23 protein-coding genes and 1 pseudogene are annotated in these 26196 nt (G+C 59.8%); 15 read left to right on the top strand and 9 right to left on the bottom strand.

Annotated elements, in window-relative coordinates:
• Positions 1-11 precede the first annotated feature (11 nt).
• The 7 genes and pseudogenes from BW43_RS14210 to BW43_RS14235 all read right to left on the bottom strand — a co-directional run bounded on the left by BW43_RS14210 (position 12) and on the right by BW43_RS14235 (position 6353).
• Positions 12-761, bottom strand: a complete 750-nt coding sequence (locus tag BW43_RS14210) for an electron transfer flavoprotein subunit beta/FixA family protein (RefSeq protein WP_032886962.1) — start codon at positions 759-761, stop codon at positions 12-14.
• Positions 762-824: 63 nt separating this feature from the next.
• Positions 825-2027 (bottom strand): CaiB/BaiF CoA-transferase family protein, encoded by a 1203-nt coding sequence (locus BW43_RS14215; protein WP_032886960.1) that lies wholly within the window; start codon positions 2025-2027, stop codon positions 825-827.
• 74 nt (positions 2028-2101) lie between these two features.
• Complete coding sequence (locus BW43_RS14220; RefSeq protein WP_032886957.1) at positions 2102-3265, bottom strand: acyl-CoA dehydrogenase family protein; 1164 nt, start codon at positions 3263-3265, stop codon at positions 2102-2104.
• Between the two features lie 66 nt (positions 3266-3331).
• The gene (locus BW43_RS14225; protein WP_032886955.1) at positions 3332-3928 is read right to left on the bottom strand and encodes a thiamine pyrophosphate-dependent enzyme; all 597 of its coding nucleotides are present in this window, start codon (positions 3926-3928) and stop codon (positions 3332-3334) included.
• Positions 3916-4455 (bottom strand): thiamine pyrophosphate-binding protein, encoded by a 540-nt coding sequence (locus BW43_RS14230; protein ID WP_003442221.1) that lies wholly within the window; start codon positions 4453-4455, stop codon positions 3916-3918. Before BW43_RS14230 ends, BW43_RS14225 begins: the two co-directional genes overlap by 13 nt.
• A gap of 172 nt (positions 4456-4627) precedes the next feature.
• Positions 4628-4777: pseudogene (locus BW43_RS29275) on the bottom strand (aspartate transaminase); the annotation flags it as partial.
• Positions 4778-4976: 199 nt separating this feature from the next.
• A complete protein-coding gene (locus tag BW43_RS14235; RefSeq protein ID WP_032886952.1) occupies positions 4977-6353 on the bottom strand; it encodes an MFS family transporter in 1377 nt (458 codons plus the stop codon).
• Positions 6354-6859: 506 nt separating this feature from the next.
• On the opposite strand from BW43_RS14235, the gene BW43_RS14240 reads away from it, so the two are divergent.
• A complete protein-coding gene (locus BW43_RS14240; protein WP_032886950.1) occupies positions 6860-7783 on the top strand; it encodes a LysR substrate-binding domain-containing protein in 924 nt (307 codons plus the stop codon).
• A 725-nt stretch (positions 7784-8508) separates the two neighbouring features.
• On the opposite strand, the gene BW43_RS14245 is transcribed toward BW43_RS14240, so the two are convergent.
• Together BW43_RS14245 and bamA are read right to left on the bottom strand one after the other, a co-directional pair.
• The gene (locus BW43_RS14245) at positions 8509-8835 is read right to left on the bottom strand and encodes a DUF2388 domain-containing protein (protein ID WP_032886948.1); all 327 of its coding nucleotides are present in this window, start codon (positions 8833-8835) and stop codon (positions 8509-8511) included.
• 139 nt (positions 8836-8974) lie between these two features.
• Positions 8975-11341, bottom strand: coding sequence for an outer membrane protein assembly factor BamA (gene bamA, locus BW43_RS14250; protein WP_032886947.1), 2367 nt, complete (start codon positions 11339-11341; stop codon positions 8975-8977).
• A 166-nt stretch (positions 11342-11507) separates the two neighbouring features.
• On the opposite strand from bamA, the gene BW43_RS14255 reads away from it, so the two are divergent.
• The 14 genes from BW43_RS14255 (at position 11508) to fecE (ending at position 25952) form a co-directional block, all read left to right on the top strand.
• Positions 11508-12191: a response regulator transcription factor gene (locus tag BW43_RS14255; protein ID WP_032886945.1), complete on the top strand. Its 684-nt coding sequence runs from the start codon at positions 11508-11510 to the stop codon at positions 12189-12191.
• Complete coding sequence (locus BW43_RS14260; protein WP_032886942.1) at positions 12188-13468, top strand: ATP-binding protein; 1281 nt, start codon at positions 12188-12190, stop codon at positions 13466-13468. The genes BW43_RS14255 and BW43_RS14260 overlap by 4 nt, the downstream gene beginning before the upstream one ends.
• A 57-nt stretch (positions 13469-13525) precedes the next feature.
• Positions 13526-13966, top strand: coding sequence for a hypothetical protein (locus tag BW43_RS14265; RefSeq protein ID WP_032886940.1), 441 nt, complete (start codon positions 13526-13528; stop codon positions 13964-13966).
• Positions 13967-14193: 227 nt separating this feature from the next.
• A complete protein-coding gene (locus BW43_RS14270) occupies positions 14194-14862 on the top strand; it encodes a GntR family transcriptional regulator (RefSeq protein ID WP_032886938.1) in 669 nt (222 codons plus the stop codon).
• Positions 14863-14926: 64 nt separating this feature from the next.
• Positions 14927-15733: an ABC transporter substrate-binding protein gene (locus tag BW43_RS14275; RefSeq protein ID WP_032886935.1), complete on the top strand. Its 807-nt coding sequence runs from the start codon at positions 14927-14929 to the stop codon at positions 15731-15733.
• Between the two features lie 12 nt (positions 15734-15745).
• Positions 15746-16522, top strand: coding sequence for an amino acid ABC transporter permease (locus tag BW43_RS14280; RefSeq protein WP_032886933.1), 777 nt, complete (start codon positions 15746-15748; stop codon positions 16520-16522).
• A 2-nt stretch (positions 16523-16524) separates the two neighbouring features.
• Complete coding sequence (locus tag BW43_RS14285; RefSeq protein ID WP_032886930.1) at positions 16525-17304, top strand: amino acid ABC transporter ATP-binding protein; 780 nt, start codon at positions 16525-16527, stop codon at positions 17302-17304.
• A gap of 22 nt (positions 17305-17326) precedes the next feature.
• Positions 17327-18937, top strand: a complete 1611-nt coding sequence (locus BW43_RS14290) for a gamma-glutamyltransferase family protein (RefSeq protein ID WP_032886928.1) — start codon at positions 17327-17329, stop codon at positions 18935-18937.
• 204 nt (positions 18938-19141) lie between these two features.
• The gene (locus BW43_RS14295; protein ID WP_032886925.1) at positions 19142-19624 is read left to right on the top strand and encodes an Lrp/AsnC family transcriptional regulator; all 483 of its coding nucleotides are present in this window, start codon (positions 19142-19144) and stop codon (positions 19622-19624) included.
• Between the two features lie 81 nt (positions 19625-19705).
• Positions 19706-22111 carry a TonB-dependent receptor gene (locus BW43_RS14300; RefSeq protein WP_032886922.1) on the top strand — a complete coding sequence of 802 codons (2406 nt, stop codon included), beginning with the start codon at positions 19706-19708 and terminating at the stop codon, positions 22109-22111.
• Positions 22112-22278: 167 nt separating this feature from the next.
• Complete coding sequence (locus BW43_RS14305) at positions 22279-23199, top strand: Fe(3+) dicitrate ABC transporter substrate-binding protein (RefSeq protein WP_032886920.1); 921 nt, start codon at positions 22279-22281, stop codon at positions 23197-23199.
• Between the two features lie 2 nt (positions 23200-23201).
• Positions 23202-24191 (top strand): iron-dicitrate ABC transporter permease FecC, encoded by a 990-nt coding sequence (gene fecC / locus BW43_RS14310; protein ID WP_032886919.1) that lies wholly within the window; start codon positions 23202-23204, stop codon positions 24189-24191.
• Positions 24188-25156: an iron chelate uptake ABC transporter family permease subunit gene (locus BW43_RS14315; protein WP_032886918.1), complete on the top strand. Its 969-nt coding sequence runs from the start codon at positions 24188-24190 to the stop codon at positions 25154-25156. The genes fecC and BW43_RS14315 overlap by 4 nt, the downstream gene beginning before the upstream one ends.
• A 4-nt stretch (positions 25157-25160) precedes the next feature.
• Positions 25161-25952 (top strand): Fe(3+) dicitrate ABC transporter ATP-binding protein FecE, encoded by a 792-nt coding sequence (gene fecE / locus BW43_RS14320; protein WP_032886917.1) that lies wholly within the window; start codon positions 25161-25163, stop codon positions 25950-25952.
• The last annotated feature ends 244 nt before the right edge of the window (positions 25953-26196 follow it).

Below are 26196 nucleotides of genomic sequence, written 5' to 3'. Positions count from 1 at the left end.
GGCTCCTTAACTCAAAGTACCTTCGCTTCGTTTTTCAGTTTCTCGACCAGTTCCGCCACCGACTTGACCTTGATACCCGTGCTGCGTGCAGCAGGCGCTTCGACTTTTACGGTCTTGTTGGTGGAGGCGGTGGAAACGCCCAAAGCGTCCGGAGTCAGCACTTCGAGAGGCTTCTTCTTGGCTTTCATGATGTTTGGCAGGGACGCGTAGCGCGGCTCGTTCAAACGCAGGTCGGTGGTGACGATGGCCGGCAGTTTCAGGGAAACCGTCTGTGCGCCGCCGTCGATTTCGCGGGTGACAGCAACGCTGTCGCCGCTGATTTCGACTTTCGAAGCGAACGTGCCCTGACCGTAGCCGCTCAATGCAGCGAGCATCTGGCCAGTCTGGTTGTTGTCGCTGTCGATGGCTTGTTTGCCGAGGATCACCAGCTGAGGCTGTTCCTTGTCGACAACAGCTTTCAACAGTTTGGCAACAGCCAGGGACGTCAGATCTTCGGCGGATTCGACGAGGATGGCGCGATCGGCACCCAGAGCCAGCGCGGTGCGCAGTTGCTCTTGAGCGGTGGTCGGGCCGATGGAGACGACGATGATTTCAGTCGCAACACCTTTCTCTTTCAGGCGTACGGCTTCTTCCACTGCGATTTCGCAGAACGGGTTTATCGACATCTTGACGTTGGCGAGGTCTACGCCGGAATTGTCCGCCTTGACGCGAACCTTGACGTTGTAGTCGACCACTCGTTTCACAGCTACCAGCATTTTCATTGGGCAGTGTTCTCTCGAAAAACTTTGATCGTTGCAGGCAGGTTTTTTGTTTTCAGATGAAGGCTAAATCGCCCCGGCTGCGCGCATTAGTTCAATACGGTCTGTATCCAGCCCCAGTTCCCTGAGCACCTGTTCGGTGTGCTGACCGAGACCCGGTACGGCATCCATACGTGGCTCGAACGCGCTGTTGCTGCCGGGAGGTATCAAGCTCGGGACGGTACCGGCGGAGGTTTCGACTTCCCGCCAGCGATCACGCGCCTGAAGTTGCGGATGGTCCCAAACACCTTGCATGTCATTGACCCGAGCATTAGCAATTTGCGCATGCTCCAATCGATCAAACACGGCATCGAAATTGAGTGTGGAGAACGATTCAACGATGAGTGCCCGCAGCGCCTGGCGGTTTTCGACGCGCTTGAAGTTGGCAGAGAAGCGTTCATCTTTCGCCAGTTCAGGGGTAAGCAGTACCTTGTCGCAAAACAGCCGCCACTCTCGTTCGTTCTGCAACCCCAGCATGACTGTGGTGCCGTCACCGATAGGGAAGGGGCCATAGGGGTAAATCGTGGCGTGCGCGGCGCCGGCGCGAGGGGGAGGGGGAGAGCCGTCGTAGGCGTAGTACATCGGGTAGTTCATCCACTCGACCAGGCTTTCCAGCATCGACACATCAAGGTGGCTACCTTCGCCAGTGCGTCCACGCAACAGCAAGGCAGACAGAATTCCGGTGTAGGCGTACATGCCGGCCGCGATGTCAGCAATCGAGCAACCTGCCTTGGCCATTTCTTCCTCACCTGGTCCGCCGGTAACCGACAGGAAACCGCCTTCGCTTTGGATCAACAGGTCATAGGCTTTTTTCTTTTCATACGGGCCGCCTGCGCCGTAGCCTGAAATGTCACAAACGATCAGGCGCGGAAACCGCTGATGCAAAGCCTCAAATGAAAGTCCCATTCGTGCTGCGGCACCCGGCGCCAGGTTCTGCACCAGGACATCGGCAGTGGCCAGCAAGCTGTCCAGCACCTCGGTGGCCGAATCTTGTTTCAGATCGAGGGTCAGGCTTTCTTTCGAACGATTGGTCCAGACAAAGTGCGAGGCGAGACCGTTGACGCGTTGGTCGTACCCTCTGGCGAAGTCACCCGTGCCTGGGCGTTCGACCTTGATCACGCGCGCGCCAAGATCGGCCAATTGTCGGGTGCAGAAGGGAGCTGCAATGGCATGTTCAAGGCTGACGACGGTAATGCCATCGAGCGGACGGACGCCTTTGGATTGGCTCATGATTATTATCTCTTTTGTCATGGCTCCCCAGTCGCGCCTGTTCGAGCCGACGCGCTGGGTTTTACGCTGATCCTTTAAAAGGAGCGCGGCAGTTCAAGCAGGTGTTCGGCAACGTACGACAGGATCAGGTTGGTGGAGATGGGCGCCACCTGATACAGACGGGTTTCACGGAATTTGCGCTCGACGTCGTACTCGCAGGCAAAGCCAAAACCGCCGTGAGTCTGCAAGCACGCATTGGCGGCTTCCCAAGAGGCTTTCGCCGCCAGGTACTTGGCCATATTGGCACTGGCCCCGGCGTTGATACCGCTGTCGTATTCCTCGCAAGCACGCCAGCGCATCAGGTCAGCCGCTTCGATTTCAATGTGTGCTTCAGCGATGGGGAACTGAACGCCCTGGTTCTGCCCGATAGGGCGTCCGAACACGACGCGATCACGCGCATAGGCGCTGGCTTTTTCGATAAACCAGCGGCCGTCACCAATGCATTCGGCTGCGATCAGTGTGCGCTCGGCGTTCAGTCCGTCCAGGATGTAGCGGAAACCTTTGCCTTCCTCGCCGATGAGGCTATCGGCAGGAATTTCCAGGTTGTCGAAGAACAGTTCGTTGGTTTCGTGATTGACCATGTTGGCGATCGGCTGCACGGTCATGCCGTTGCCGATGGCCTCCCGTAGATCGACGAGGAAGATCGACATGCCCTCGGATTTTTTCTTCACGTCGGCCAACGGCGTGGTACGCGCCAGCAAGATCATCAGGTCGGAGTGCTGGACCCGCGAGATCCACACCTTCTGTCCGTTGATCACGTACTTGTCACCGCGTTTGATCGCTGTGGTCTTGATCTTGGTGGTGTCGGTGCCAGTGGTGGGTTCAGTGACGCCCATCGATTGCAGGCGCAATTCGCCGCTGGCCAGTTTCGGCAGGTAGTAGCTTTTCTGCGCCTCGCTGCCGTGTCGTAGCAGGGTGAACATGTTGTACATCTGGCCGTGCACGGTGCCGGAATTACCGCCGCAGCGGTTCACTTCTTCCAGGATTACCGAGGCCTCAGCCAGCCCGAGGCCGGAGCCACCATATTCGACAGGGATCATCGCTGCCAGCCAACCTGCGTCGGTCAGTGCCTTGACGAAGGTTTCCGGAAAACCTTTTTCCTCATCGACTTTACGCCAGTAAGCTGCATCGAATTCAGCGCACAGAGCGCGTACGCCCTCGCGGATGGCATTGAGTTCTTCAGAGTTGTGATCAGTCATTATTATTCTCCTCCACGCGTCACGCACAGCACCTGCCCTGCGTGACCGGGACCGGGCAAAAGGCAATCAGATCGGGTTGAAACCCAGGGCGGCACGAAAGCGATTCTTGATGTAGTGACCATCACGTGGTGGCAGCACCCGTGGCGGGTTTTCCGCCTTGATTTTGATCGTCGCAAGCTTGACGCCATCGCGAGTTGCAAAGCGCTCGCGCAAGTTATGTACGCCTTCCATGTCACGGATTTCATCGGTCCAGCTGAAGCCGCAAGTCTTTGCGACCTGATTCAGGGAAATACCAAAACCGGCGTGGCTGACTTGCATGCCGGTTTCACCAAAGTGACCGTTATCCAGCACCGCGATGGTCAGGTTGGCAGGCTTCTGCAGTGCCACCGTGGCCAGTGCGCCGAACCCCATGAGCAACTCGCCGTCACCGGTGACCACCACCACCGATTTGTTTGGCTGCGCATTCGCCAGGCCCAGGCCCACAGTGATTGCGCTGCCCATGGCGGCCCAGAGGTAATAATTCAGATCGTTGTCACCGGCGGCCATCACGTCATAGGACGCAGAGCCCAGCCCCGTCACGACCAGCACGTCTTTGCGGTCGGCCAGTAAGGCCTTGACCACTTCGCGGCGGCACAGAGTGTGGTTTGCGCTTACTTGACCCATTTCTTTTCTCCAATCAGGCGCTGGCCGAGCAGCAGGGCAGTGGACGAATCACCGTTGAAGGCCATGGTCGCGGCACCGTGCAGCAGCGGGGCGACGTCTTCCGGGACGTCCGCGCGCCAGGTCATCACTTTCATCAGGTTCAGGGAGGCTTCTGTGGCCTGGCCCATCGGGTTCTGCCACGCGTTGAATTCGGCCCAGTCGCCGCGCATGGTGACCACCATCAACAGCGGGAAGCCGGCACAGACTTGAAGTGCCAGAGTGTTGATGCAGTTACCGACTCCGCTGGACTGCATCAGGAGGGCGCCGCGTTCGCCGCCAAGCCATGCGCCGGCGAGATAGCCGATGCCTTCTTCCTCGGTGGTGAGGACAACAGCCTTGATGTCCGGGTCTGCATACGACATACGGATCGCCGCCGAGTGGCCTGCATCCGGTACGAAGACCACGTGTTTGACGTCGTGGGCCTTGAGCACGCGGAACACGTCCTCTTGCCAATCCTGTCCCACGGTGTGTTCAGCTTCTGTTGACATGCCAATCTCCCAAGCAGTGCTGCTTTTGTGTTTTCACCCATTCTGGGAGGGATGGAGGAGAAGGACGACTACCGTTTTTGTCTTTGAGATATGCCCATTTTGTATAGCTGGGGGATGAATGCGTGGCCTGTTGGGCAACGGCGATAACCACGCATTATGGGAAGGGAAATGATTAATGCAGAGAGGTGCAGAACGTACGGATCGCCTCGCAAGCCCGGCGCAATGAAGCGTCATCCAGGGCGTAGGCAATACGAATGTAAGGAACAAGGCCAAAGGCGCTGCCATGCGCGACATCTTCGTCGGTGTGCAGTACTCGGCCGGCATCAAGACGCCCGTCTTCGACTCAAGTCAGTTCAAGGATCTTGATCTGGATTTGCAGGCATGGCCAAACCGGGAAAGGTAACCACGGTTCATCAAGAGCATTCATCACAAGTAGCATCGGTATCCGCTATCCAATGATTTTAAAAGGGCCCATGGATCATCATGGGCCCTTTCAAAAAACCACGGTAATCGTCAGTGCCTCAGATCCTTGCAGCCTGCGATTTGATGCAGCCCCTAAGTCCGGTGCGTTCTTCGATCTCACCCGAGCCGCTGATGTAACCATAGCGGGACAGGTTGGGCATTAGCATCGCTGCGATGAACGTGATGGTTACTACGGCCGCGACGTAGAAGAAGAAATACTCCTCAATACCCTGCGACCGAAGCGACAAGGCGACGTATTCGGCGGTGCCACCGAACGCCGCGTTGCCGACGGCATAAGGAAAGCCCACACCCAATGCACGTACCGCTGGCGGGAACAGTTCAGCTTTGACGATACCGGCAATCGGGGTGTAGAGCGACGCGATTGCCAGGCCGCCAAATACCAGCAGGAACGCTGTAAATGGACTACTGACTGATTGCAGTGAATAGAGCAGGGGGATCACCAGTAGCATGGCCAACCCGGAAAACAACAACATATGGACCTTGATTCCGATTCGGTCAGCGAGCAGACCAAAGAGTGGCTGACAAAACATGAAACCGACCAGGGCGGCCGTCATGATGAAACTCACCGTTTCCGGACTAAACCCCGCAGAGATCACCAGAAATTTCTGCATGTAGGTGGTGAAGGTGTAGAAGTAAAGTGAACCGCCAATGGTAAACGCGACCACCAGTGCCACTGCGCGTTTGTGTTTGAACATGCCACTTAGCGAGCCGGCATCTTTGCGGTTCATTTCTTTTTTTGTGGCGGTTTCATGCATCGCGCGACGCAAATACACGACTACGATAGAACTAAAGGCGCCGATGAAAAAAGGAATTCTCCAGCCCCATTCCCGCAATTCCTCGCCGGTAAGGGTTTGTTGAAGTATGACCACGGTCATCAGGGCGAGGAGTTGGCCTGCGATGATGGTGAAGTACTGGAATGATCCATAGAAACAACGACGCCCAGGTGTCGCGATTTCACTGATGTAGGTGGCGCCGGTGCCGTACTCCGCGCCCACTGACAGCCCCTGAATCAGCCTGGCAACGACAAGCAAAACTGGCGCCGCCACACCGATGGTTTCATAGGTCGGCATGACGGCAATCAACAAGGAACCGGCGCACATCATGAACACCGAGATAATCATCGATACCTTGCGGCCGCGGGTATCAGCAATCCAGCCAAAAATCCAACCGCCGAGCGGCCGCATGAAAAAGCCGACGGCGAAGACACCGGCGGTTGCGAGCAACTGACTGGTGGTGTCGCCTTTGGGGAAAAACGAGCTCGCAAAATAGATGGCGGTATAGGCGTAAATGAAAAAGTCGTACCACTCCACCAGATTGCCCGAGCAGGCACCCATGATGGCTCTGACACGATTCGGACTTTTCATCTGATCGGACTTTTCAGTGTGGCGTGTTGAGTCGCTGGTTGATGCAGACATTCTGTTCACCCTTGTTTCAAGGCGAGACGATACGAGGCCCACGCTGATGCGTGTCCGACGTTGCTAGCTCGATGGGTTGATGTGCTTAACGCAAGTGCTGTGACCCTTCGACGACCAAGGCACATGAAGCGGGGGGGTGTATATGAGAGGTCAGCTGTTCGCTGACTGTATAAGGCGGGTCGGTCAGGTAACGAGAAAGGTAGTAAATCATGGCGGCAAGCCCTCGAATCTTATTCTTGTAGTCAGTCGATCGCTCTTGGCGTCGACGTTGATTGCACGCTACCGCAGAGTGACGAGGGTAATAAGCCGTCAGCCAGGTCTAACTGATATACCGAAATTCTATAGCTTGTCTTGCAGCCCCTACGGGCTGGGGGATACAGCCGGCTAGAAAGCCATTAGGCCCCATGCGACGCGGGCCCTGTGGCATTCCAGGAAACGCTAATGCGTTTACACTCAGACTACTTTCGACGCATTTCGCGCCGAGCCCGACTTTGACTGGCCTGGTAATGGATGTCGTTCAACTCAAAACCTTGATTCATGTGGCCGAGCTAGGCAGTCTCAGCAAGGCCTCAGACCGGCTTCACATCGCACAACCGGCACTCAGCCGACAAATTCGAATGCTGGAAAAAGAACTCGGCACCTACCTGTTTGATCGACATGGACGAGGCATGGAGATTACCGATGCTGGTCGCGAGGTGCTGGCGCATGCCACTCGAATCATGGAGGAAATGGAATCCATTCGAAGTTCGGTGGTGGGCGGAAAGACCTCTTTTCGGGGAACGGTCGTCATCGGTACGACGCCGACGGTAGCGGAAATTGTCACCGTTCCTTTAGTGCGCAAAATCAAAGAGGCGCATCCGAATCTTGCCGTCAGATTTTCCTCGGCCTTCAGCGGTTATCTGCTGGATTGGGTTCAGCGTGGCGAATTGGAACTGGCGATTTCTTACGATCCCCAACCCCTGCATACGCTGCGTATCGTGCCGGTAATGATGGAAAACTTGCTGCTGGTCGGACCTGCCAGTGCCAAGCTGCGCCTGGATGTGCCGGTGTCATTCGAGTCTTTGGCCGAGCAGCAGTTGGTGTTGCCAAGCGCCCGCCACAGTCTTCGCGTGATTCTGGATAATTGTGCGCGAGAAGTCGGCATCAAGCTCAAAACCAGCGTTGAAGCTGACTCCTTCGGCGCGATGATTGACCTGGTTCGTAATGGCTTCGGTTTGACAGCTTTGCCACTGGCATCGATTTATACGCAGATTGAATCGGGAGTGCTCAGTGCTGCACCTTTGGTCGACCCTATTCCCATGCGTAAATTGGTCCAGGTATTTCCCGCGGACAGGCGAGTCAGCCCGGCTGCAAAATTTGTTGGGGATGCGTTCATCGAGATTGCTGCCGATCTAGTAGGTCGCGAAATCTGGGCAGGGCACATGCTTTGAACAACATCAATCCTCGACCATGAACCTATGAAGGAAACCCCTGTTGTGTGAGTTCACGCCGCTTTTGGCCCTTTTTCGCGCTGCCTTTGGCACCAATCCTGTCTGATATTTCTCTTCCTTTCTCAGCTTTTTCGCATGTCAGATAGCCTTGCCAAAAGCCCTGTTTCCGGGCGATTAGGGCGTTTTTCCTCACCGGCTCCGCGGCGCTAAACCCTGGAAGCTCAGTTCCGATTCTTCGTTCTTAAAGGTCACCATCCAACATCCGCGAAACCGGCTGTACGTCACGCGGGCCGTGCCTTTGAAGACAAACGGAAGCAGCGAAAGCCGGACTTCCGATTGTGCGCTAGGGAAACGGAACAGAGCGCGGGGAGGGCGCATCTATTCGAATTGATTGCTGACGGGCTGTGGGCCTCCTGAAGACCCTTTGATCACAAGGCCCAGGGGCCGATTTGGAATCAAACAATCGCGTTCGAGAGCCTGCCTCATACCTCCAAATTCGACGTTTTTGGGCCCAAACCGCAGTGCCAAACAGACCGCAAATTCACCCGACTTCTTGCTGTTTTGGTGACAAACCATTTTGCAGGTAGTTGGCACCGATTGAGTGCCGCTGAACCCTCGAAAGATCCGTCGGCCGCGGCTTCTAGCGGTCAGCTCGGAATCTCTTGCAAGGTCCTGGTCGGTGCCAAATCCGCTGCTAACTCACAGCGCTATACCGAGAGGTTCGCTCAGTACGTTGTGGCGATGACCTGTGCTAATTGCATATCAGGCATGAACGGTGGGCTGTAGGTCGAGTGATAGTACCTGGACGCCTGCTCAAACTGGGCGCCGCGGATCTCGCCCTCTGAACCGATAAACGCCAGTGCATCGGCCTTGGCGGCGCCGAAATATTTGCTGGGATGACTTGTCGCATCACTGGCGAAGGAGCTGAAGAAGGTGGGCCCCGATGTCGTCCAGAACATGGCGCGGTCGCCGGGTTTCTTGATCTCTCCTGCCATCGATTGAGTGGAAAATAACGCCAGCCCTGCGATGATTGCTGCCTTCCATGATTCCATTCGTCGTCGCGCCCCTTTTGTTTAATCAGCCCAGGGTAGCAGCGCAGGCGCGGTGATTTTGCTGGGCTGGAAAAATTTCCCATATCCGGCGCATCCATCTCGGCGAAGGAGAAGCTCAATCAGGCCTAACGCGCACGTATCAAAACGTTTGCCCCATGGAGAACTGGAACACCTGCTTATCTGCATTATCCGGCGTTCGAATCGGATACGCCAAGTTCACACTCAGCGGCCCCAAAGGGCTGTACCACGTCACGCCCACGCCTACCGAGCTGGCCATCTGGCTCAAATCCACGCTGCCACAGCCCTGGGTGGTGCTGAGGTAGCACTTGTCCGAATACACCGTGCCTACATCCCAGAACACTGAGGTCCGTACGGATTTGTTGTCTTTGATAAACGGCACCGGGAACAGGTATTCCGCCCCGCCGGTTATCAGGATATTGCCGCCCAAAGCCTCGGTGTCGCGGTCGGTGTAGTACGCCTGGCCGGCGCTGGAGTAGGCGCCGGTGGCCGGGGTGTTGCGTGGGCCGAGGGTGCCACTTTCAAAACCACGCACACTACCTTCGCCGCCTGCCGTGTAGGTTTCGTAGAAGGGCAGGCTATCGGTCGAGCCATAGCCGCCGCCGTAGCCAAGCTTGGTATGGAAGCGCAGCGACGTGCTGTTGGTGATAGGCAGGAAGGTCTGCCCCGAGTAGTCGATCTTGTAGAAGCTCAGGTCGCTGCCGGGCACTGTCACCATCACGTTGAGGTTCTGTGAGTGTCCGCGGGTGGCCAGTACACCCTTATTCAGCGTCGACTCCGACCAGCCCAGGTTGGCCTTGAAGTTGGTGAACTCCTTGCCTTCGCGGTCGACGAAGTCGTAGATCTCGTCTGCGCTGTAGGTGCCCGGTTCAATGCTGTCGTGTTGCGCCGTGAGGCCAAAACTCAGGCGAGAGGTTTCGTTGATCGGGTAGCCCAGGGTTGTACCAAGGCCAAAGCTATTGATTGCGTAATAGGAAACGCCATCATCGTAGTAGTCGTTGTAGTCAGTCTTGCTGTAGAACGCGTTGTAGCCCAGGCTCACGCCGTCGGGAGTGAAATAGGGGTCGGTAAAACCGATGTTGTATTTGCTCTGGTACGACGAGCGGGTCAGCCCCAGGCTGGCGTAATTACCGGTGCCCAGGAAGTTGCTCTGGCTGATCGAGCCGCCGAGGATCAGGCCCGAACTTTGGGCAAAGCCGACACTGGCGGTAATCGATCCAGACGCCTGTTCTTCCACGGCGTAGTTCACGTCCAGTTGGTCATCCACACCGGCCACCGCCGGCGTTTCTACGTTCACTTCCTTGAAGAAGCCCAGACGGTCAAGGCGCACTTTGGATTGGTCGATCAAGTAGGTCGAGGCCCAGCCACCTTCCATCTGGCGCATCTCACGGCGCAGCACCTTATCGTCTGTCTTGGTGTTGCCACGGAAGTTGATCCGATTGACGTAAGCCCGCTTGCCGGGGTCGACGCTGAAGGTAACGTCAACCGTATGATCTTCCTCATGCACCTGCGGAACGCCGTTGACGTTGGCGAACGTATAGCCCTCGTTTCCCAGGCGACGGGTGATCAGCTCCGAAGTGGTGGTCATCAACTTGCGCGAAAACACCTGGCCCTTTTGTACGAGCAGCAGCGAATTGACCTGATCCTCAGGCACCTTCAGCTCACCACTCAGCTTCACCGAACGGACCCTGTATTTCTGGCCTTCCTGGATGTTCACGGTGATATACACGTGTTTTTTGTCCGGGGTCATGGAGACTTGGGTCGAGGCGATATCCATGTTGATATACCCACGGTCCAGGTAGTAGGAGCGCAGCCGTTCGAGGTCGCCGGAGAGTTTTTCCCGAGCGTATTTATCGTCGTTCTTGAAAAATGACAGCCAGTTGCTGGTCTTGAGCGTGAACTGGTCGATCAGTGCTTCATCCGGGAATGCTGTATTGCCCACCACATTGATGTGCTGGATCGACGCCACTTCGCCTTCATTTATCTTGATCTTCACGCCCACGCGATTGCGCGGTTGGGGCACGACCTCAGTGTCGACCGAGGCCGAGTAGCGGCCCTGGGCAACATATTGGCGCTGCAATTCGTTGCGCACGCCTTCCAGCGTGGCTCGCTGGAAAATCTCGCCCTCAGCCAGGCCGGACTGCTTCATGCCTTTCATCAGGTCTTCGGTGGAGATTGCCTTGTTACCCTCGAACTCGATACTGGCGACCGAAGGCCGTTCAACTACATTAATAATCAGCACGTCGCCTTCGCGGCTAAGTTGAATGTCCTGGAAGAACCCGGTCTTGAACAGCGCGCGGGTCGAGTCCACCAGGCGCCGGTCATCCGCTTCATCGCCTACGTTCAGCGGCAATGCCCCGAACACACTGCCAGCAGAGACCCGTTGCAGGCCGTTGATTCGGATATCCGAGATTTTGAAACCCTGGGCGAGTGCCAGTGAAGCATTGAGCAGCAGCGCAACCGAGCAGAGCAGGCGCGAAAAATTCATCAAGATCTTTTCCAGAATACAGCGCCGGCGCAGCCGGACGGGTGAACAGGCAGCTTAAGAGCGTGCGGCGTTTGGTGCGGTTAACCGAATGTCAAGTTAGGTAAAGGTTGGCCTGCAAAAACGCGCCAGGGCCAATAATGCGCGACCACCCACTGACGAGCTCGCGATGATCTCCGTACTGTTAGTCGACGATGACCAGGAACTCACTGGAATGCTGAGCCAATACCTGGAGCGCGAAGGATTTGCTGCGACCGCCGTGCACACGGGCGAGGAGGGTGAAGCAGAGGCGTTGTCGGGGCGCTACAGCATTGTGGTGCTGGACGTCATGCTGCCCCAGCGCTCGGGGATCGAGGTGCTCCGGCGCATTCGCGCCGTCAGCCAGGTGCCGGTGGTCTTGCTCACCGCCCGTGGCGACAACATCGACCGCATCACCGGCCTGGAACTAGGTGCCGATGATTATGTACCCAAGCCCAGCTCCCCCGGTGAGCTGGTCGCTCGCCTGCGCGCCATCATGCGCAGGGTGCAGCCAGCCGGCCAGCCGACCTCGGAGATGATCAAGACCGGCTCGCTGGTGTTGTGGCCGGGCAAGCGCCAGGCAATATGGAAAGGAGTTGAGCTGGGCGTGACCAGCACCGAGTTCAGCCTGCTCGAAGAGCTCGCCCGCAGTGCCGGGCAGGTGGTGAGTAAAAAGGACCTGTCGTTGAACGCCTTGGGTTGCCCGTTGACCCGCTACGACCGGCGTATCGACGTGCACATCAGCAGCATTCGGCAAAAACTCGGGCCACGCGCGGATGCCAAGGCGTGGATTCAAAGCGTGCGCGGCCTCGGCTACCTGTTGATTGCCGAATGACCAAGCCCAGCCTGCTGTTCTGGAAGCTGTTCCTGGCCTTCTGGTTGGCCACCAGCCTGACGTTCCTGGCGGGGGTCGGCGTGATTGAACTGGGCAGTTTTCGCGCGGGTGATCCGCACGTGGAAGCCATTCTTACCAGCGAAGAAAGACTGCTGGAGCAATTTGGTGTCGAAGCGGCCACCCAACTGCTTAACGTGTGGGAGCATCCCTCGGACGAGGCCATTGGGGTGTATGACAGCGCGGGCCACCTGGTGGCCGGTTCAACGGTGCTGAACCCGGTCTATGAGCGATCAATCATCAGTAAGGAAGGGCTGTCGCTGTCGGTCAAGTCCACCCATGCCCCCGACGATCACGGCAGGCCCTGGCGCCAGATTCCGCTGATTATCGGTACGCTGATGAGTGCGTTGTTCAGCGGTTATATGGCGTATTACCTGGCCTGGCCCCTGGCTCATCTTAAGCGGGCCATGAGCGACGCGGCCCAAGGGCGTTTTGAAACCCGGGTCAAGCCCGCCATGGGCAAGCGCCGAGATGAAATCGTCGACCTGGCCGAAGACTGCGACCGCATGGCCAACCAGCTGAAGGTGCTGGTGGAGGCTCAGCAGCACTTATTGCACGATATCTCCCATGAGCTGCGTTCACCCCTCACGCGCATACAGGCCGCTATCGGGTTGTTGCGCCAGGATGTGGCGCGCGTGGAAATGCTCGAACGCATCGAGCGCGAATCCGAGCGCATGGACACGCTGATCGAGGCGCTGCTCACCCTGGCTCGTCTGCAGGGGCGCCCCGAAAGCATTGAGCGTGACGCCGTGGACATCGTCGAGTTGCTGGGGATGATTGTCGAGAATGCGCAATTCGAAGCCGGCATCAAAGGCTGCCGCGTGCAACTTGGGGCATGTCCGCCATTTATTGCCTGTGTCAGCGGCGAATTGCTGTACCGCTGCTTCGAAAACGTGATCCGCAACGCTGTGCGCTACACACGGCCTGGCACCACGGTGCAGGTGTCGGCCCGGATCAGCAGCGATGGGAACCGCCTCTGCGTGCACATCACCGACCAGGGGCCGGGTGTCGAAAACCGCCGGCTGCGTAGCATTTTTAACCCGTTCGAGCGCGGTGCAGGGGACGCCAGCGTGGGCTTTGGCCTGGGCTTGGCCATTGCGGCCAGGGCAGTGCAAATGCATGGCGGCAACATTGTGGCGCGCAACGAGCCGGCCGGGGGACTGACGGTGGAGGTCAACCTGCACAGCGCGCGATCTTTACACGACATTACACTGGCTTGACCGCCCTGTACGTCGCACCTCTTTAGACTGGTCACCATTGATTGAGTGGAGGTGGCGATGTTTCAGGTGCATAAAAAAGGCTTTGTGCCCGGCAGGAAAATGGTCGATGGCCTGGTCCCTTATGACTTCTTTTGTGAAGACAGCCCGGCGATCAATCTGTTTGTGTTTACCGGCGCGGCCACGCCGGATGCGACCGTGCAGGAGCAGACTTTATGGGGTTTCACCCGGCTCGAACGTTTTGAAGCAATGACCGGCGCCCTGTTGAGCAACAAGCAGCACGCCGGATGGTTTCAAAGTGTCAGCGTCCTCACCGGACCCAGCCAGAACGGAACGCAGAGCGTGAAATTCCAGCGCGTGCTGAAGATCATCAAGCACGCCAGCGCCACCCGCAACGTCGACTACGAGATCCTGACTGACGAAGGCGACACCTACTTCACCCGTCAGACCGTTGCGCAAGACACCGCACAAACCATCATCTATTCGGCCGAATCCGTCTGATTCTGCACGGGCAGGTGGCTGTTACCGACGACCGCACTGCCCCGGCACGGGGCATTTTCTGAGCCATTTGGTAGCACATTCCTACATCGTCTTTGCGCGTGCCGTCAGGCACTTGCGACCTATTTCATCCAAATCAATCACTTGGCTTACCCCATGAACGATTGGCACGCATTCTGCATTTTTGCATCCGTGGATAATTGGATACAAAAATTCAAAAGGTGCAGCCGATGCAGTTCGCCCCCGCTTACGTTGACCGCCAGCCTCTCACCGCCGAGGAGGAGGCCTACAAGTTCCTCCTCGACGCCATCTGCGGTGGCCGCTACCACAAGGGCGACCGGCTGATTGCTGAGGATATCGCCAGCGAGATCGGCATGAGCCGCATGCCGGTGCGCGAGGCGTTCCGTCGCCTGGACGCCCAGGGCCTGGTGACCTTGCGTCCCAACCGTGGCGCCATCGTCAGCGGCCTGGATATCGATGAACTGCACGAAGTGTTCGAGATGCGCAGCGCCCTGGAAGGTCTGGCGGTGCGCGTCGCGGTGGGCCGTATCGGTGAGCGGCAACTCGCCGCGCTGGAGCGCCTGCTCGACGAGATGGACGACTACCGCGATGAAAGCGCCGTGTGGGTCAGCCGTCATCGTGCCTTCCACGAATACCTGTGCAGCCTCAGCGGTCGCCCGCGCCTGATGAAGCAAATCTCGGCGCTGTACTCGCTGGTGGAGGCGCCCATGCGCTTGTGGTTGCAACACGGCGAAAAACCCCTCAGCGCACGTCAGGAACACGCGGTGATCCTTGAGGCGATCCGCGCCGGTGATGGGGCACGCGCTGAAGCGGTGGTGCGCGAACACATCGAAGGCACCGTGCCCGCCCTGATCCAATTCCTGCAATCCGAACAATAAGAAAGCTGTCGTGTGTTGACGTTGAGTCCTGCCCCCGTTACTTAACGAACTGGAGTGTCTGGTCATGCATAAACGCCGTGCCTTGCTGATGGCTGTCTCCCTCGGCCTCTGTACCCAATGGGCTTTTGCTGCGCCCCAGGTGCCGGAGCGCCTGCAGAAAGTCGACAAACTCACCTACTGCTCGGGGATGGATTCACCGCCCCTGGTGTCCTTCGACGAAACCCAGCAACCGCGCGGGCTCACTGTCGATCTGGGGCTGGAAATAGCCAAACGCCTGGGCGATAAGCACGTGCAATGGCGGGTGATTCCGTTCTCCGGGCTGGTGCCGGCGTTGCTCGCCCAGCAGTGCGACATGATCGTTGACCAACTGTTCGACAAACCCGAGCGGCGCCAGGTGATCGACATCGTCAACTATATGTATTCCAGCCAGTCGGTGGTGGTGCCCAAGGGCAACCCCAAAGGCATCAAGACCCTGGATGACTTGTCCGGGCACAAGGTCGCGGTGCTCAACGGTTCGACCATCAAGACCCTGCTCGATACCCAGAATGAAAGCCTGACCAAGGCCGGCAAGCCGCCGATGAAACTGGTGGTCTACAACACCGACACCGATGCCTTTCAGGCCCTGCGCATCAGCCAGGTCGACGCATACGGCACCACCGTGGAAACCGCCGGCTACTACGCCGCAATGGCCCCGGATCTGTTCCAGGAAGGTGTGCCCGCGTTCAGCCGCATCCTCACCGGCCTGGGCATGCGCAAGGACGACCCGCAGCTCACCGCCGCCGTACAGCAGGTGATCAGCGACATGCGCAGCGACGGCAGCTACGTGCAATTGCTTAACAAATGGCATGTCAGCAGCGACACACTCGACTGAGGCGCACCGACGATGAATTTCAATTGGGATGTGTTCTGGCAGTACCTGCTCCAGCCCAGTGGGGTGTACCTCACCGGGCTGTGGCTGACCTGCCTGATCAGCATATTGGCGATGCTGCTGGGCTGTGCGTTGGGGTTGGCGGCGGCGCTGTTGCGCCTGTCGAAGAATCCGCTGCTGCACCTGCCGGTGCGCTTTTACGTGTGGTTGATGCGCGGCACACCGTTGCTGGTGCAGATCGTGTTTTTGTACACCGCACTGGCGGCCGGCGGGATTTTCCGCTTCGAAGACATCGAGCTGTTCGGCCTGATCGTCCCCGGCAATATCCAGGCAGCCATCATCGCCCTGGGCCTCAACGAAGGTGCGTACATGGCCGAGATCATCCGCGCCGGTATCGGCGCGGTGGATAAGGGCCAATACGAAGCGGGGCGTTCCCTGGGTATGGGCTTTGCCAAACTGATGCGGCGCATCGTGCTGCCCCAGGCGTTCCGCGTGATCGTGCCGCCGTTAGGCAATGAGTTCAACGTCATGCTCAAGAACACCACCCTGGTCAGCGTGATCGGCGTGCAGGAACTATTGCTTAGCACGCAGATGATCACCTCGGCGACCTTCCGCGTGTTCGAGCTGTACCTGGTGGTCGCCCTGTATTTCCTGACGCTGACCACCCTGTGGGGCTTCTTCCAGCGCTGGCTCGAAAATCGCTTCGGTCAGTCCGATCGACCTTCCTCGCCACCGCCGGCCGCCAGCCGTATGTTCGGTCGCAGCACCCTGAAATTGCTGAGGGGACGTTAACCATGGCGCACCAAAGTGAAGAGCTGATCATTGAGGCTTTGGATGTTCAGAAGTCGTTCGGCGAGTTGCAGATTCTCAAGGGTATCTCTCTGCAAGTGCGGCGGGGCGAAGTGGTGGTGCTGATCGGCGCCTCCGGCTCTGGCAAGACCACCTTTATCCGCTGCATCAACCTGCTCGAAGATATCCAGGGCGGACGCATTCGTGTCAACGGCCGCGCCATGGGCTATCGCGAACGCAGCGACGGCAGCCTGGTACGCGATTCGGAGCGCAACATCGCCCGTCAGCGCCGGGACATCGGCATGGTGTTCCAACGCTTCAACCTGTTCCCCCATATGACTGCGCTGGAAAATATCATCGAGGCGCCGATCCAGGTGCTCGGCACCCCGCGTGCCCTGGCGCTGGAACAGGCGCGCGGCTTGCTGGCGCGGGTCGGCCTGGCCGACAAAGCCGACCATTACCCGTCAATGCTCTCCGGCGGCCAGCAGCAAAGGGTAGCGATTGCCCGCGCGCTGGCGATGAAGCCCCAGGCCATGTTGTTCGACGAACCCACCAGTGCCCTCGACCCGGAAACCGTCGGCGAAGTCTTGCAGGTGATGAAGGAGCTGGCGGAGGAGGGCATGACCATGGTGGTGGTCACCCATGAAATGGGGTTTGCCCGTGAAGTGGCCGACCGCGTGGTGGTGCTCGATCAGGGCGAGCTCATCGAGCAGGGGCCGCCGGAACAGATCTTCAGCCACCCCAGCCATCCGCGTACCCGGGCCTTTCTCAGTCGCGTGTTATGACCCTTTTTGAAGAGCGTTTGCCATGTTGAAATTTTCTGCTCACGAGTACCCTTATCCGTCGCAACGCCAGAGCGTGTTTGCCCGTCGCGGCATGGTCGCCGCGTCGCAACCCCTGGCCGCTCAGGCCGGTATCGAAATCATGCAAAAAGGCGGCAACGCCATCGATGCCGCCATCGCTACGGCCGCCGCCCTGACGGTGGTAGAACCCACCGGTTGCGGCCTGGGCGGCGATGCGTTTGCCCTGGTCTGGTGCAAGGGCCAGTTGCACGGCCTGAACGGCAACGGCCACGCGCCGGCGGCCTTGAGTATTGAGGCGGTCAAGGCCGCCGGGCATGAACAGATGCCCCTGTATGGCTGGACCCCAGTCACGGTACCGGGTTGCCCGTCGGCGTGGGCTGAGTTGTCGCAACGCTTCGGCAAGTTGCCGTTCGCCGAGTTGCTGCAACCGGCGATTTCCTTGGCGCGGGAAGGCTTTGCGCTGTCGCCGGTGGTCGCCCATCAATGGCAGATATCCATGAACGAATTCAGCCCGCACCGTGACGAAGTGCTGGACGCGTGGTTCGATACCTTCCTGATCGACGGTCGCGCGCCACGCGCCGGTGAGATCTTCCGTAACACGGCCCAGGCCTGCACCCTGGAAGAACTGGCCGCTACCTGCTGCGAAAGCCTCTATCGCGGCGCGCTGGCCGAGCGCCTTGACGCCCACTCGCGCGCCAGTGGAGGCTACCTGCGCGCCAGCGACCTCAAGGATTACCGCGCGCAGTGGGTGGAGCCGATCCATATCAACTACCGCGGCGTGGATGTCTGGGAAATTCCGCCCAGCGGCCAGGGCCTGGTGGCGTTGATGGCGCTGAAAATTCTTGAAGGCTTCACCTTCGATCACCGCGACAGCCAGCAGACCTGGCATCGCCAACTGGAGGCGATGAAACTTGCCTACAGCGATGGGCTGCACTACATCACCGATCCCGCGCACATGCGCGTGGCGGTGGCCGACCTGCTCAGCGACGACTACAGCCGCCGCCGCCGTGACCAGATCAGCGAGCAGGCGCAGCCGCCCAAACCCGGCGACCCCCACGCCAGCGGCACGGTGTACCTGGCCACGGCGGACGCCGAAGGCAATATGGTCTCGTTTATCCAGAGCAACTATCACGGCTTCGGCTCCGGCGTTGTGTTGCCCGACAGCGGCATTGCGCTGCAGAACCGTGGGCAGGAATTCAGCCTCGACCCGGCCCATGCCAACCACCTGGCACCGGGCAAGAAGACCTTTCACACCATCATCCCCGGCTTCCTCACCCAGGACGGCGAGGCACTCGGCCCGTTCGGCGTGATGGGGGGGTATATGCAGCCCCAGGGTCATGTGCAGATGGTGATGAACCTAGTGGACTTCGGCCTCAACCCCCAGGCCGCGCTGGATGCGCCGCGCTGGCAATGGCTGGGTGACATGAAGGTTGGCATCGAACACGGCGCCTCGCGGGGCCTGGTCAATGCACTGGCGCGGCGTGGTCATACCGTGCAGACCGACAGCGACCTGACCGATTATGGGCGCGGGCAGATTATCCTGCGTGACCCGGTCAGCGGCGTGTTGTGTGGCGGCACCGAACCACGTGCGGATTCCCATATCGCGGTGTGGTAAGGCGCAGCATGCCCGGCCGCTGCGTGGCGACGGAACCCTTCGACATCACCGGAAACACCGGCGACAGGTGAATCAAAAACCCCATGAGACGCTCCATTTCTGCATGCTGAAGGAGTTGGGATAGTATTGAGGCCCTGGTCGTCATTGGTCTCTGAATCGAGGCTGTTTTCGATAAAATTTCTCACCCCGTCGAGCACGCACCGAATGGCCAAACCCGCTTCTTACACGCTGGACCTGGACGGCTTCGACTGGTCCATCCTGGCCTTGGTGCAGCGCGACAACGCCTTGCCCCTGCGTACTCTCGCCGAGAAGGTCAACCTCTCCACCGCCGCCGTGCAACGCCGCATCAAGCGCTTGGAAGAGGGTGGAGTGATCATCGCGAATGTGGCCCTGGTGGACCCGGTGAAGGCCGGCAAGCCGATCACCATCATTGCCGAGGTTTCCGTCGAACGTACCAGCATCGACGCGCTGTCGACGACCAAGGCCAGCTTCTCCGTGCCCCAGGTGCAGCAGTGTTATTACGTCACCGGCGAAGCGGATTTCGTGCTGGTGCTGAACGTTGCCAGCATGCAGGAATACCAGGATCTCGCCGCCCGGCTGTTCGCCGAGAACCCCAACGTGAAGTGGTTCAAGACATTGGTGGCGCTGGATCGCGTCAAGGTAGGGCTGGAAGTGCCCATTGGCTAAAAAATAACTCTCGAAGCCTGTCCCCTTTTTTCACCTCGCCTGTCATTCCAGGCAAGTGAACAAAATCGAGAGCTTCCTCCAATGTCCGCAGTCCTACCCTTGCGTTTGCGCCCGTTGCTCAAACTGAGCCTGATGCTGAGCCTCAGCGCCAGCCCATTGTTTGTGCCTACAAGCTTTGCCGAAGACGCCGCGGCGCGTCGCAGCTATCAGGTGCCGGCCGGCAGCCTGAGCGCAGCGTTGACCCGTTTTGCCGGGTTGTCGGGCGTCAACCTGTCAGTGGACCCCGCGCTGGTCAGCGGGCGCAGCAGCAGTGGTTTATCCGGCGAATACGGCGTGGAGGAGGGCTTCGCGCGCTTGCTGCAAGGCTCCGGCCTGCAACTGCAACCCATGGGCGAGCAGGCCTACATGTTGGTGCCGGTGCCGGACGGCAGCACCCTGGAACTGGCGCCGACCTCTATCCTCGGCACCACCGGCCTGTACGACGGCGATACTTACGCCGGTGGCCAAGTGGCGCGCCGTGGTTCCCAAGGTTTGCTGGGCACGCGGGACTTCATGGAAACACCGTTCAGCATGACCACCTACACAGCCGATGCGGTGAAGAATCAGCAGGCGCGCACCCTCGGCGACCTGATCAACAGCGACCCCTCGGTACGCGCCACCAACCCGGCCGGTGGGCGTTATGAGCAGTTCACCATTCGTGGCTTCAGCCTGTTCAACAGTGATGTGTCGTACAACGGCCTCTATGGCGTATTGCCGACCTACACCATCGACATGGAAATGGCCGACCGCGTCGACATCTTCAAAGGCCCGACCCAACTGATCAACGGCATCTCGCCGCGCGGCAGTGTGGGCGGCGGCATCAACGTGGTGCCTAAGCGCGCCACCGACAAGGACATCACCTCGTTTACCGGCACCTGGGCCTCGGATAGCCAAGCCGGTGGGGCGGTGGACGTGGGCCGGCGCTTTGGCGAGGACAACAAGTTCGGCCTGCGTTTCAACGGCGTGAAGCAGTCCGGCGACACCGAATGGGATCACCAGAGTGTCGACCGCGAGATGGCCGTGCTGGGCCTGGATTTCCGGGGCGAGCGCCTGCGGTTGTCCACCGATATTGGCCGCACCGAACGGGATACCGATGCGCCCCAGGAACGTGTGCAGGTAGCGGCCGCCGCGCCGGTACCGAGCGCCAACGATGTGCGCCGCAATTACGCGCAATCCTGGAGCAAGGCCCGCACCAAGGACACCTTCGGTACGGTGAATGCCGAATATGACCTGAGCGATTCGGTGATGCTCTACGGCGGTGTAGGCGCGCGTAAAAGTAATCACGAGTTCCTGCGCCATGCGGTGTCGGTGAGCAATGCGGCCGGTGACTTCCGCGTGCAGCCCCGGGATTTCACCCGTGATGAAAACGTGCGAACGGCCACGGCGGGTGTACGCAACTGGTTCCATACCGGGCCGGTGAGTCATGAGGTCAACCTGGCACTCAGCGACTTCTATATGGACTTCACTAACGGTGGCGCGCGTTATCCAGAAGGCACGAGCAATCTCTACAACCCTGTGCAAACCCCGACGCCGTCTACGGCCACGCGCCAGGATGCGAAGGTCTACACCGAAAACCGTTTCAGCGGCGTGGCCCTGTCTGACACCCTGGGCTTCTTCGAAGACCGCTTGTTGCTGACCCTTGGCGCGCGCTGGCAGCGGGTGAAAGTCGACGACTGGAGCGATGGGGTCAAAGGCAAAACCAACTACGACGAAGAAAAACTCTCGCCATCCGGTGGCTTGCTGTTCAAGGCCACCGACAAACTGTCGCTGTACGCCAACTACATGGAAGGCTTGAGCCAAGGCAAGATCGCGCCGTCCACGTCGCGCAACGAAAACGAGATCTTCCCGCCGTTTGTCAGTCGCCAGGTGGAAGTGGGCGCCAAGTACGACGCCGGTGCCTTCGGCGTGACGGCCGCCGTGTTCCGCATCAAGCAACCGGCCTACGAGACCAACGCCACGTCGAGGCTGTTCGGGCCTAACGGCAAGCGCGAAAACTCCGGTGCGGAACTGAGTGTGTTCGGCGAGCCGCTCAAGGGTGTGCGCCTGCTCGGCGGCGTGATGTACATCGACAGCAAACTCAAGGACACCACCAACGGCACCTACGACGGCAACCGCGCGCCGGCCACGCCCAAGTACAACGTCAACGTTGGCGCCGAGTGGGACGTGCCGATGCTCGAAGGCCTGACCCTGACCAGCCGTGGCATCCACTCCAGCTCGCAGTACCTGGACCAGTCCAACGTCAAGGAAATCGACGCCTGGAACCGTATCGACGTGGGTGCCCGGTATGGGTTCAAGGTCGACGACAAGCACATCACCCTGCGGGCAAATGTGGAGAACGTCGCCGATAAACGCTATTGGAGCTCGGCGGGTGCGTCGGATGACAGCGAGCCGGGGCTGACCCTGTCGACACCGCGCACCTATCTGCTCTCTGCCACCGTCGACTTCTAGACGCCGATCAAATGGGGGAGGGGCAAGTCCCCTCCCACAAATGAGGGAGGGGCAAGTCCTCTCCCACAAATGAGAATGTTTTTTGATCACGCCGCGCTGATATGGAATAGTACCCGCCGTTTTCCCCAGCCGGTCCAGCCGGGGTGTTTTAACGCCGAGGTCCCTTCATGCAACTGTTGCGCTCCATCCCCATCCTTGCTGCCTGCCTGCTGGCGTTCTCTTCAAGCCTGTTAAGTGCTGCCCCCATCGATCTCAACGACGGCCAGCACGCTGTGCATCTGCCCGATGCGCCCAAGCGTGTGGTGGTGCTGGAGTTCTCCTTTCTCGATAGCCTTGCTGCCGTTGACGTGACCCCCGTCGGTGCAGCGGATGATGGCGACGCCAACCGCGTCTTGCCCCGTGTGCGCCAGGCCATCGGCCAGTGGACGTCAGTGGGCCTGCGTTCGCAGCCGAGTATCGAGGAAATCGCCCGGCTCAAGCCGGACTTGATCGTCGCCGACCTCAATCGCCATCAAGCGCTGTACAGCGACTTGGCCAGCATCGCGCCAACCTTGTTGCTGCCTTCGCGCGGTGAGGACTATGAGGGCAGCCTCAAGTCCGCCGAGCTGATCGGTAAGGCCTTGGGCAAAAGCCCGCAGATGGAAGCGCGCATCGCCCAGAACCGCGCGAACCTGACAAAAATTGCCCAACAGATTCCCGCCGGTGCCAGCGTGCTCTTCGGTGTCGCCCGCGAAGACAGCTTTTCGGTGCACGGCCCGGATTCGTACGCTGGCAGCGTGCTCCAAGCCATCGGCCTGAAAGTGCCTTCGGTGCGCGCCAATGCCGCCCCCACCGAATTCGTCAGCCTGGAACAACTGTTGGCCCTGGACCCCGGTTGGTTGCTGGTCGGCCATTACCGTCGCCCGAGCATCGTCGACACGTGGAGCAAGCAGCCACTCTGGCAAGTGCTCGGTGCCGTGCGTAACAAGCACGTGGCCGAAGTGGATGGCGACAGCTGGGCGCGCAACCGTGGCGTGCTCGCTTCGGAGCAGATCGCCGAAGACGCCTTGGCGATTCTCAAGGGCGGCAACGCCGTACTGAGCCAATAAACATGGCGCGTAGTCTCGCGGCGGCGGGCATTGTGCTGCTCGGCGCCGTGCTGTTCTGGTTGTCGTTGTACAGTTGGTCACCGTTCACCCTGACTGCGACAGATGCCTGGAATGGCTTGGTTCATCAAGGTGCTGTCGGCGGCAATATGGCTTATATCGTTGCCCAATTGCGGGTGCCGCGCGCGGTGTGTGCGGCGCTGGTGGGTGCTTGCCTGGGCCTTGCCGGGGCACTGATGCAAGGCATCACCCGTAACCGCCTGGCCTCGCCGTCGTTATTTGGCGTGACGGCGGGGGCGGCGTTGGGGCTGGCGTTGTTTTCGACAGGATTGGTTGCACCGCCGTTTGCCGGTGGCGCCTTGCTGATGACCTGCATCGGTGGCGCGTTGGCCTGGGTCACGGTGTTCAGCCTCGGTGGCGCCTGGTCGCCGACCACGGCCCAAGGTCGCTTGGTATTGGCCGGCGTGGCGGTGGCGGCGTTGTGCGCTGCCTTGACCCGGCTCACGGTGATTCTGGTGGAGGCTCAGGCGCAAAGCGTATTGAACTGGCTGGCCGGCTCCCTCGCCAATGTGGGCGCTGCCCAAGTGCAACTGCTGTGGCCGTGCACCTTGATCGGTGGCCTGTGGGCGCTGTGGTGTGCGCCACGCCTGAACCTGATCAACCTTGGCGAAGACGCCGCCCGCTCGTTGGGCGTGGGCATCGCCAGCCTGCGCTTGCAGGTGTTCATTGCCAGCCTGTTGCTGGTGGGCGCCAGTGTCTGCGCGGTGGGGCCGATTGGTTTTGTCGGCTTGATTGCGCCGAATATACTGCGCCAGTTTCTCGGCAATGATTACCGCTGGCTGATCCCGCTGAGTGCGGCGTTGGGCGCGGTGATCGTGCTCGGCGCCGACCTGCTCAGCCGCGCCGTGGCCTTTCCGGTGGAAACCCCGGCCGGTGTAGTCACTGCGCTGATCGGCGCACCGTTCTTTCTGTTTCTTGCCAGGCGCGCCCTATGATCCGCCCACGTTTTCGCCTGTGGTTGCTGCTCGGCCTGTTGCTGCTGGCGACCTTCGTCAGCCTCAGCGCCGGCACGTTGTGGCTCAAGCCCGCGACCGTCTTCGATCGCCTGCTGGCCCATGACGCCCTCGACTTCGAAGTGTGGAACCACCGCCTGCCGCGCAGCCTGATCGCCATCCTCGCAGGCGCAGCCTTCGGCCTGGCTGGTGCGATCGTGCAAGGCGTGATCCGCAACCCGCTGGCCTCGCCGGAAATCCTCGGCGTGACCCAAGGCGCGGGGTTGGCGCTGACCGTGGCGATCATCAGTTGGCCGCACCTGCCGATTGCCTGGCTGCCGTTGGTGGCCTGCCTGGGCGGTGCCGGCGGCGCTTTGCTGCTGGCGTTGTACAACACCGGCGTGAGTTTTTCCGGTGTGCGCTTCGCGCTGTCCGGGGTGGCGATTGCGGTGACCTTGTCCAGCGTCACCGAGTTTCTGATCCTGTCCCATCCGCTGGATATCAACACCGCGCTGCTCGCGCTCACCGGCAGCCTGTGGAGCCGCAACTGGCACCATGTGGCGCTGGTGTTGCCGTTCCTGCTGCTGATCCCGTTGGGGCTATGCCTGGCCAAACCGCTGAACCTGATCGCCCTCGGTGATGAAGCGGCCCACAGCCTGGGGACCGCATTGAGTCGCACGCGCTGGCTGGCGATGGCGTGCGCGGTGCTGCTCACCAGCCTGGGCGTAGGCGTGATCGGGCCGATTGGGTTTATCGGTCTGGTCGCACCGCACATGGCGCGGCGGTTGGTGGGCGGGCATCACCAGTACCTGCTGCCGGCGGCGATGCTGGTCGGCGCGCTGTTGCTGGTGCTGGCCGACACCCTCGGGCGCACGTTGATCGCGCCCAGCGAAATCCCCGCCGGGGTGCTGACGGCGGTGATTGGCGCACCGTATTTTCTTTGGTTGCTGGCACGGTTCAAGGGTTGATGACATGAGTATTCTCCAGGCCCGCGAGCTTGATATCGGCTACGGCGGCACACGCATCGTGCAGGGGCTTTCGTTTGCGCCACCGGTGGGAAAAGTCACCGCGCTGATCGGGCCCAACGGCTGCGGCAAGTCCACGTTGCTCAAGGCCTTTGCGCGCATTCTCAAACCTACGCAGGGTGAACTGACGCTCGACGGCCAGCCTTACAGCGCCTTGTCCGCCCGCCAGCTGGCACGGCAGATCGCGTTTCTGCCCCAGGTATTGCCGGTGCCGGAAGGCGTCAGCGTGCGCCAGTTGGTTGCCTACGGCCGCAGTCCTCACAACTCATTGTGGGGACGCCTCAGCGGCAGCGATCAATGCCAGGTAAACCAGGCCCTGCAGCGCCTGGAACTGGACAACCTGGCCGACCGCGCCCTGGCGGATCTGTCCGGTGGCCAACGCCAACGCGCGTGGCTGGCAATGGTGCTGGCGCAGAACGCGCCGGTGGTATTGCTGGATGAACCGACGACCTATCTCGACATCAGTCATCAGGTCGAACTCATGGACTTGATGTGCGAACTGGCCGCCGAAGGCAAGACCGTGATCACCGTGCTCCACGACATCAACCAGGCGTGCCGCTATGCCGATCATTTGGCGGTGATGCACGGCGGTCATCTGGTCGCCGATGGCGCGCCGGGCCAGGTGATCAGTGCGCAGTTGATGCGGGAGGTGTTTGAGGTGCAGGTGCAGATCATCAATGAGCCGGTTTCTGGTACGCCGATGTGCGTCGTGGAAAAAAGCACCCGCACTCAAGCCTGACGCGTTAAAAATGTGGGAGGGGGCTTGCTCCCGATGGCGGTGCTTCAGTTGGAATATCAAGTGACTGACACACCGCCATCGGGAGCAAGTCCCCTCCCACATGTTGATCTTCAGGGGGGCAGTTACTGAGCTTTATCTTTACGCATTCACGATCAACACATTGCCGGACTGGAATCCACTCAACTGTGGGAGGGGGCTTGCTCCCGATGGCGGTGCAACAGTCAAAACATCAAGTGACTGACAC

Source organism: Pseudomonas sp. RIT357 (assembly GCF_000632245.1).
GTDB lineage: Bacteria > Pseudomonadota > Gammaproteobacteria > Pseudomonadales > Pseudomonadaceae > Aquipseudomonas > Aquipseudomonas sivasensis.
The sequence above is the reverse complement of the archived record's forward strand: the minus strand, read 5'-3'. Positions and strand labels throughout refer to the sequence as shown.

What these genes read in the sequence shown, in the direction of transcription:
- BW43_RS14210 (WP_032886962.1), bottom strand. Translation starts at nt 761, where the DNA reads ATGAAAATGCTGGTAGCTGTGAAACGAGTGGTCGACTACAACGTCAAG.
- BW43_RS14215 (WP_032886960.1), bottom strand. Translation starts at nt 2,027, where the DNA reads ATGAGCCAATCCAAAGGCGTCCGTCCGCTCGATGGCATTACCGTCGTC.
- BW43_RS14220 (WP_032886957.1), bottom strand. Translation starts at nt 3,265, where the DNA reads ATGACTGATCACAACTCTGAAGAACTCAATGCCATCCGCGAGGGCGTA.
- BW43_RS14225 (WP_032886955.1), bottom strand. Translation starts at nt 3,928, where the DNA reads ATGGGTCAAGTAAGCGCAAACCACACTCTGTGCCGCCGCGAAGTGGTC.
- BW43_RS14230 (WP_003442221.1), bottom strand. Translation starts at nt 4,455, where the DNA reads ATGTCAACAGAAGCTGAACACACCGTGGGACAGGATTGGCAAGAGGAC.
- BW43_RS14235 (WP_032886952.1), bottom strand. Translation starts at nt 6,353, where the DNA reads ATGTCTGCATCAACCAGCGACTCAACACGCCACACTGAAAAGTCCGAT.
- BW43_RS14240 (WP_032886950.1), top strand. Translation starts at nt 6,860, where the DNA reads ATGGATGTCGTTCAACTCAAAACCTTGATTCATGTGGCCGAGCTAGGC.
- BW43_RS14245 (WP_032886948.1), bottom strand. Translation starts at nt 8,835, where the DNA reads ATGGAATCATGGAAGGCAGCAATCATCGCAGGGCTGGCGTTATTTTCC.
- bamA (WP_032886947.1), bottom strand. Translation starts at nt 11,341, where the DNA reads ATGAATTTTTCGCGCCTGCTCTGCTCGGTTGCGCTGCTGCTCAATGCT.
- BW43_RS14255 (WP_032886945.1), top strand. Translation starts at nt 11,508, where the DNA reads ATGATCTCCGTACTGTTAGTCGACGATGACCAGGAACTCACTGGAATG.
- BW43_RS14260 (WP_032886942.1), top strand. Translation starts at nt 12,188, where the DNA reads ATGACCAAGCCCAGCCTGCTGTTCTGGAAGCTGTTCCTGGCCTTCTGG.
- BW43_RS14265 (WP_032886940.1), top strand. Translation starts at nt 13,526, where the DNA reads ATGTTTCAGGTGCATAAAAAAGGCTTTGTGCCCGGCAGGAAAATGGTC.
- BW43_RS14270 (WP_032886938.1), top strand. Translation starts at nt 14,194, where the DNA reads ATGCAGTTCGCCCCCGCTTACGTTGACCGCCAGCCTCTCACCGCCGAG.
- BW43_RS14275 (WP_032886935.1), top strand. Translation starts at nt 14,927, where the DNA reads ATGCATAAACGCCGTGCCTTGCTGATGGCTGTCTCCCTCGGCCTCTGT.
- BW43_RS14280 (WP_032886933.1), top strand. Translation starts at nt 15,746, where the DNA reads ATGAATTTCAATTGGGATGTGTTCTGGCAGTACCTGCTCCAGCCCAGT.
- BW43_RS14285 (WP_032886930.1), top strand. Translation starts at nt 16,525, where the DNA reads ATGGCGCACCAAAGTGAAGAGCTGATCATTGAGGCTTTGGATGTTCAG.
- BW43_RS14290 (WP_032886928.1), top strand. Translation starts at nt 17,327, where the DNA reads ATGTTGAAATTTTCTGCTCACGAGTACCCTTATCCGTCGCAACGCCAG.
- BW43_RS14295 (WP_032886925.1), top strand. Translation starts at nt 19,142, where the DNA reads ATGGCCAAACCCGCTTCTTACACGCTGGACCTGGACGGCTTCGACTGG.
- BW43_RS14300 (WP_032886922.1), top strand. Translation starts at nt 19,706, where the DNA reads ATGTCCGCAGTCCTACCCTTGCGTTTGCGCCCGTTGCTCAAACTGAGC.
- BW43_RS14305 (WP_032886920.1), top strand. Translation starts at nt 22,279, where the DNA reads ATGCAACTGTTGCGCTCCATCCCCATCCTTGCTGCCTGCCTGCTGGCG.
- fecC (WP_032886919.1), top strand. Translation starts at nt 23,202, where the DNA reads ATGGCGCGTAGTCTCGCGGCGGCGGGCATTGTGCTGCTCGGCGCCGTG.
- BW43_RS14315 (WP_032886918.1), top strand. Translation starts at nt 24,188, where the DNA reads ATGATCCGCCCACGTTTTCGCCTGTGGTTGCTGCTCGGCCTGTTGCTG.
- fecE (WP_032886917.1), top strand. Translation starts at nt 25,161, where the DNA reads ATGAGTATTCTCCAGGCCCGCGAGCTTGATATCGGCTACGGCGGCACA.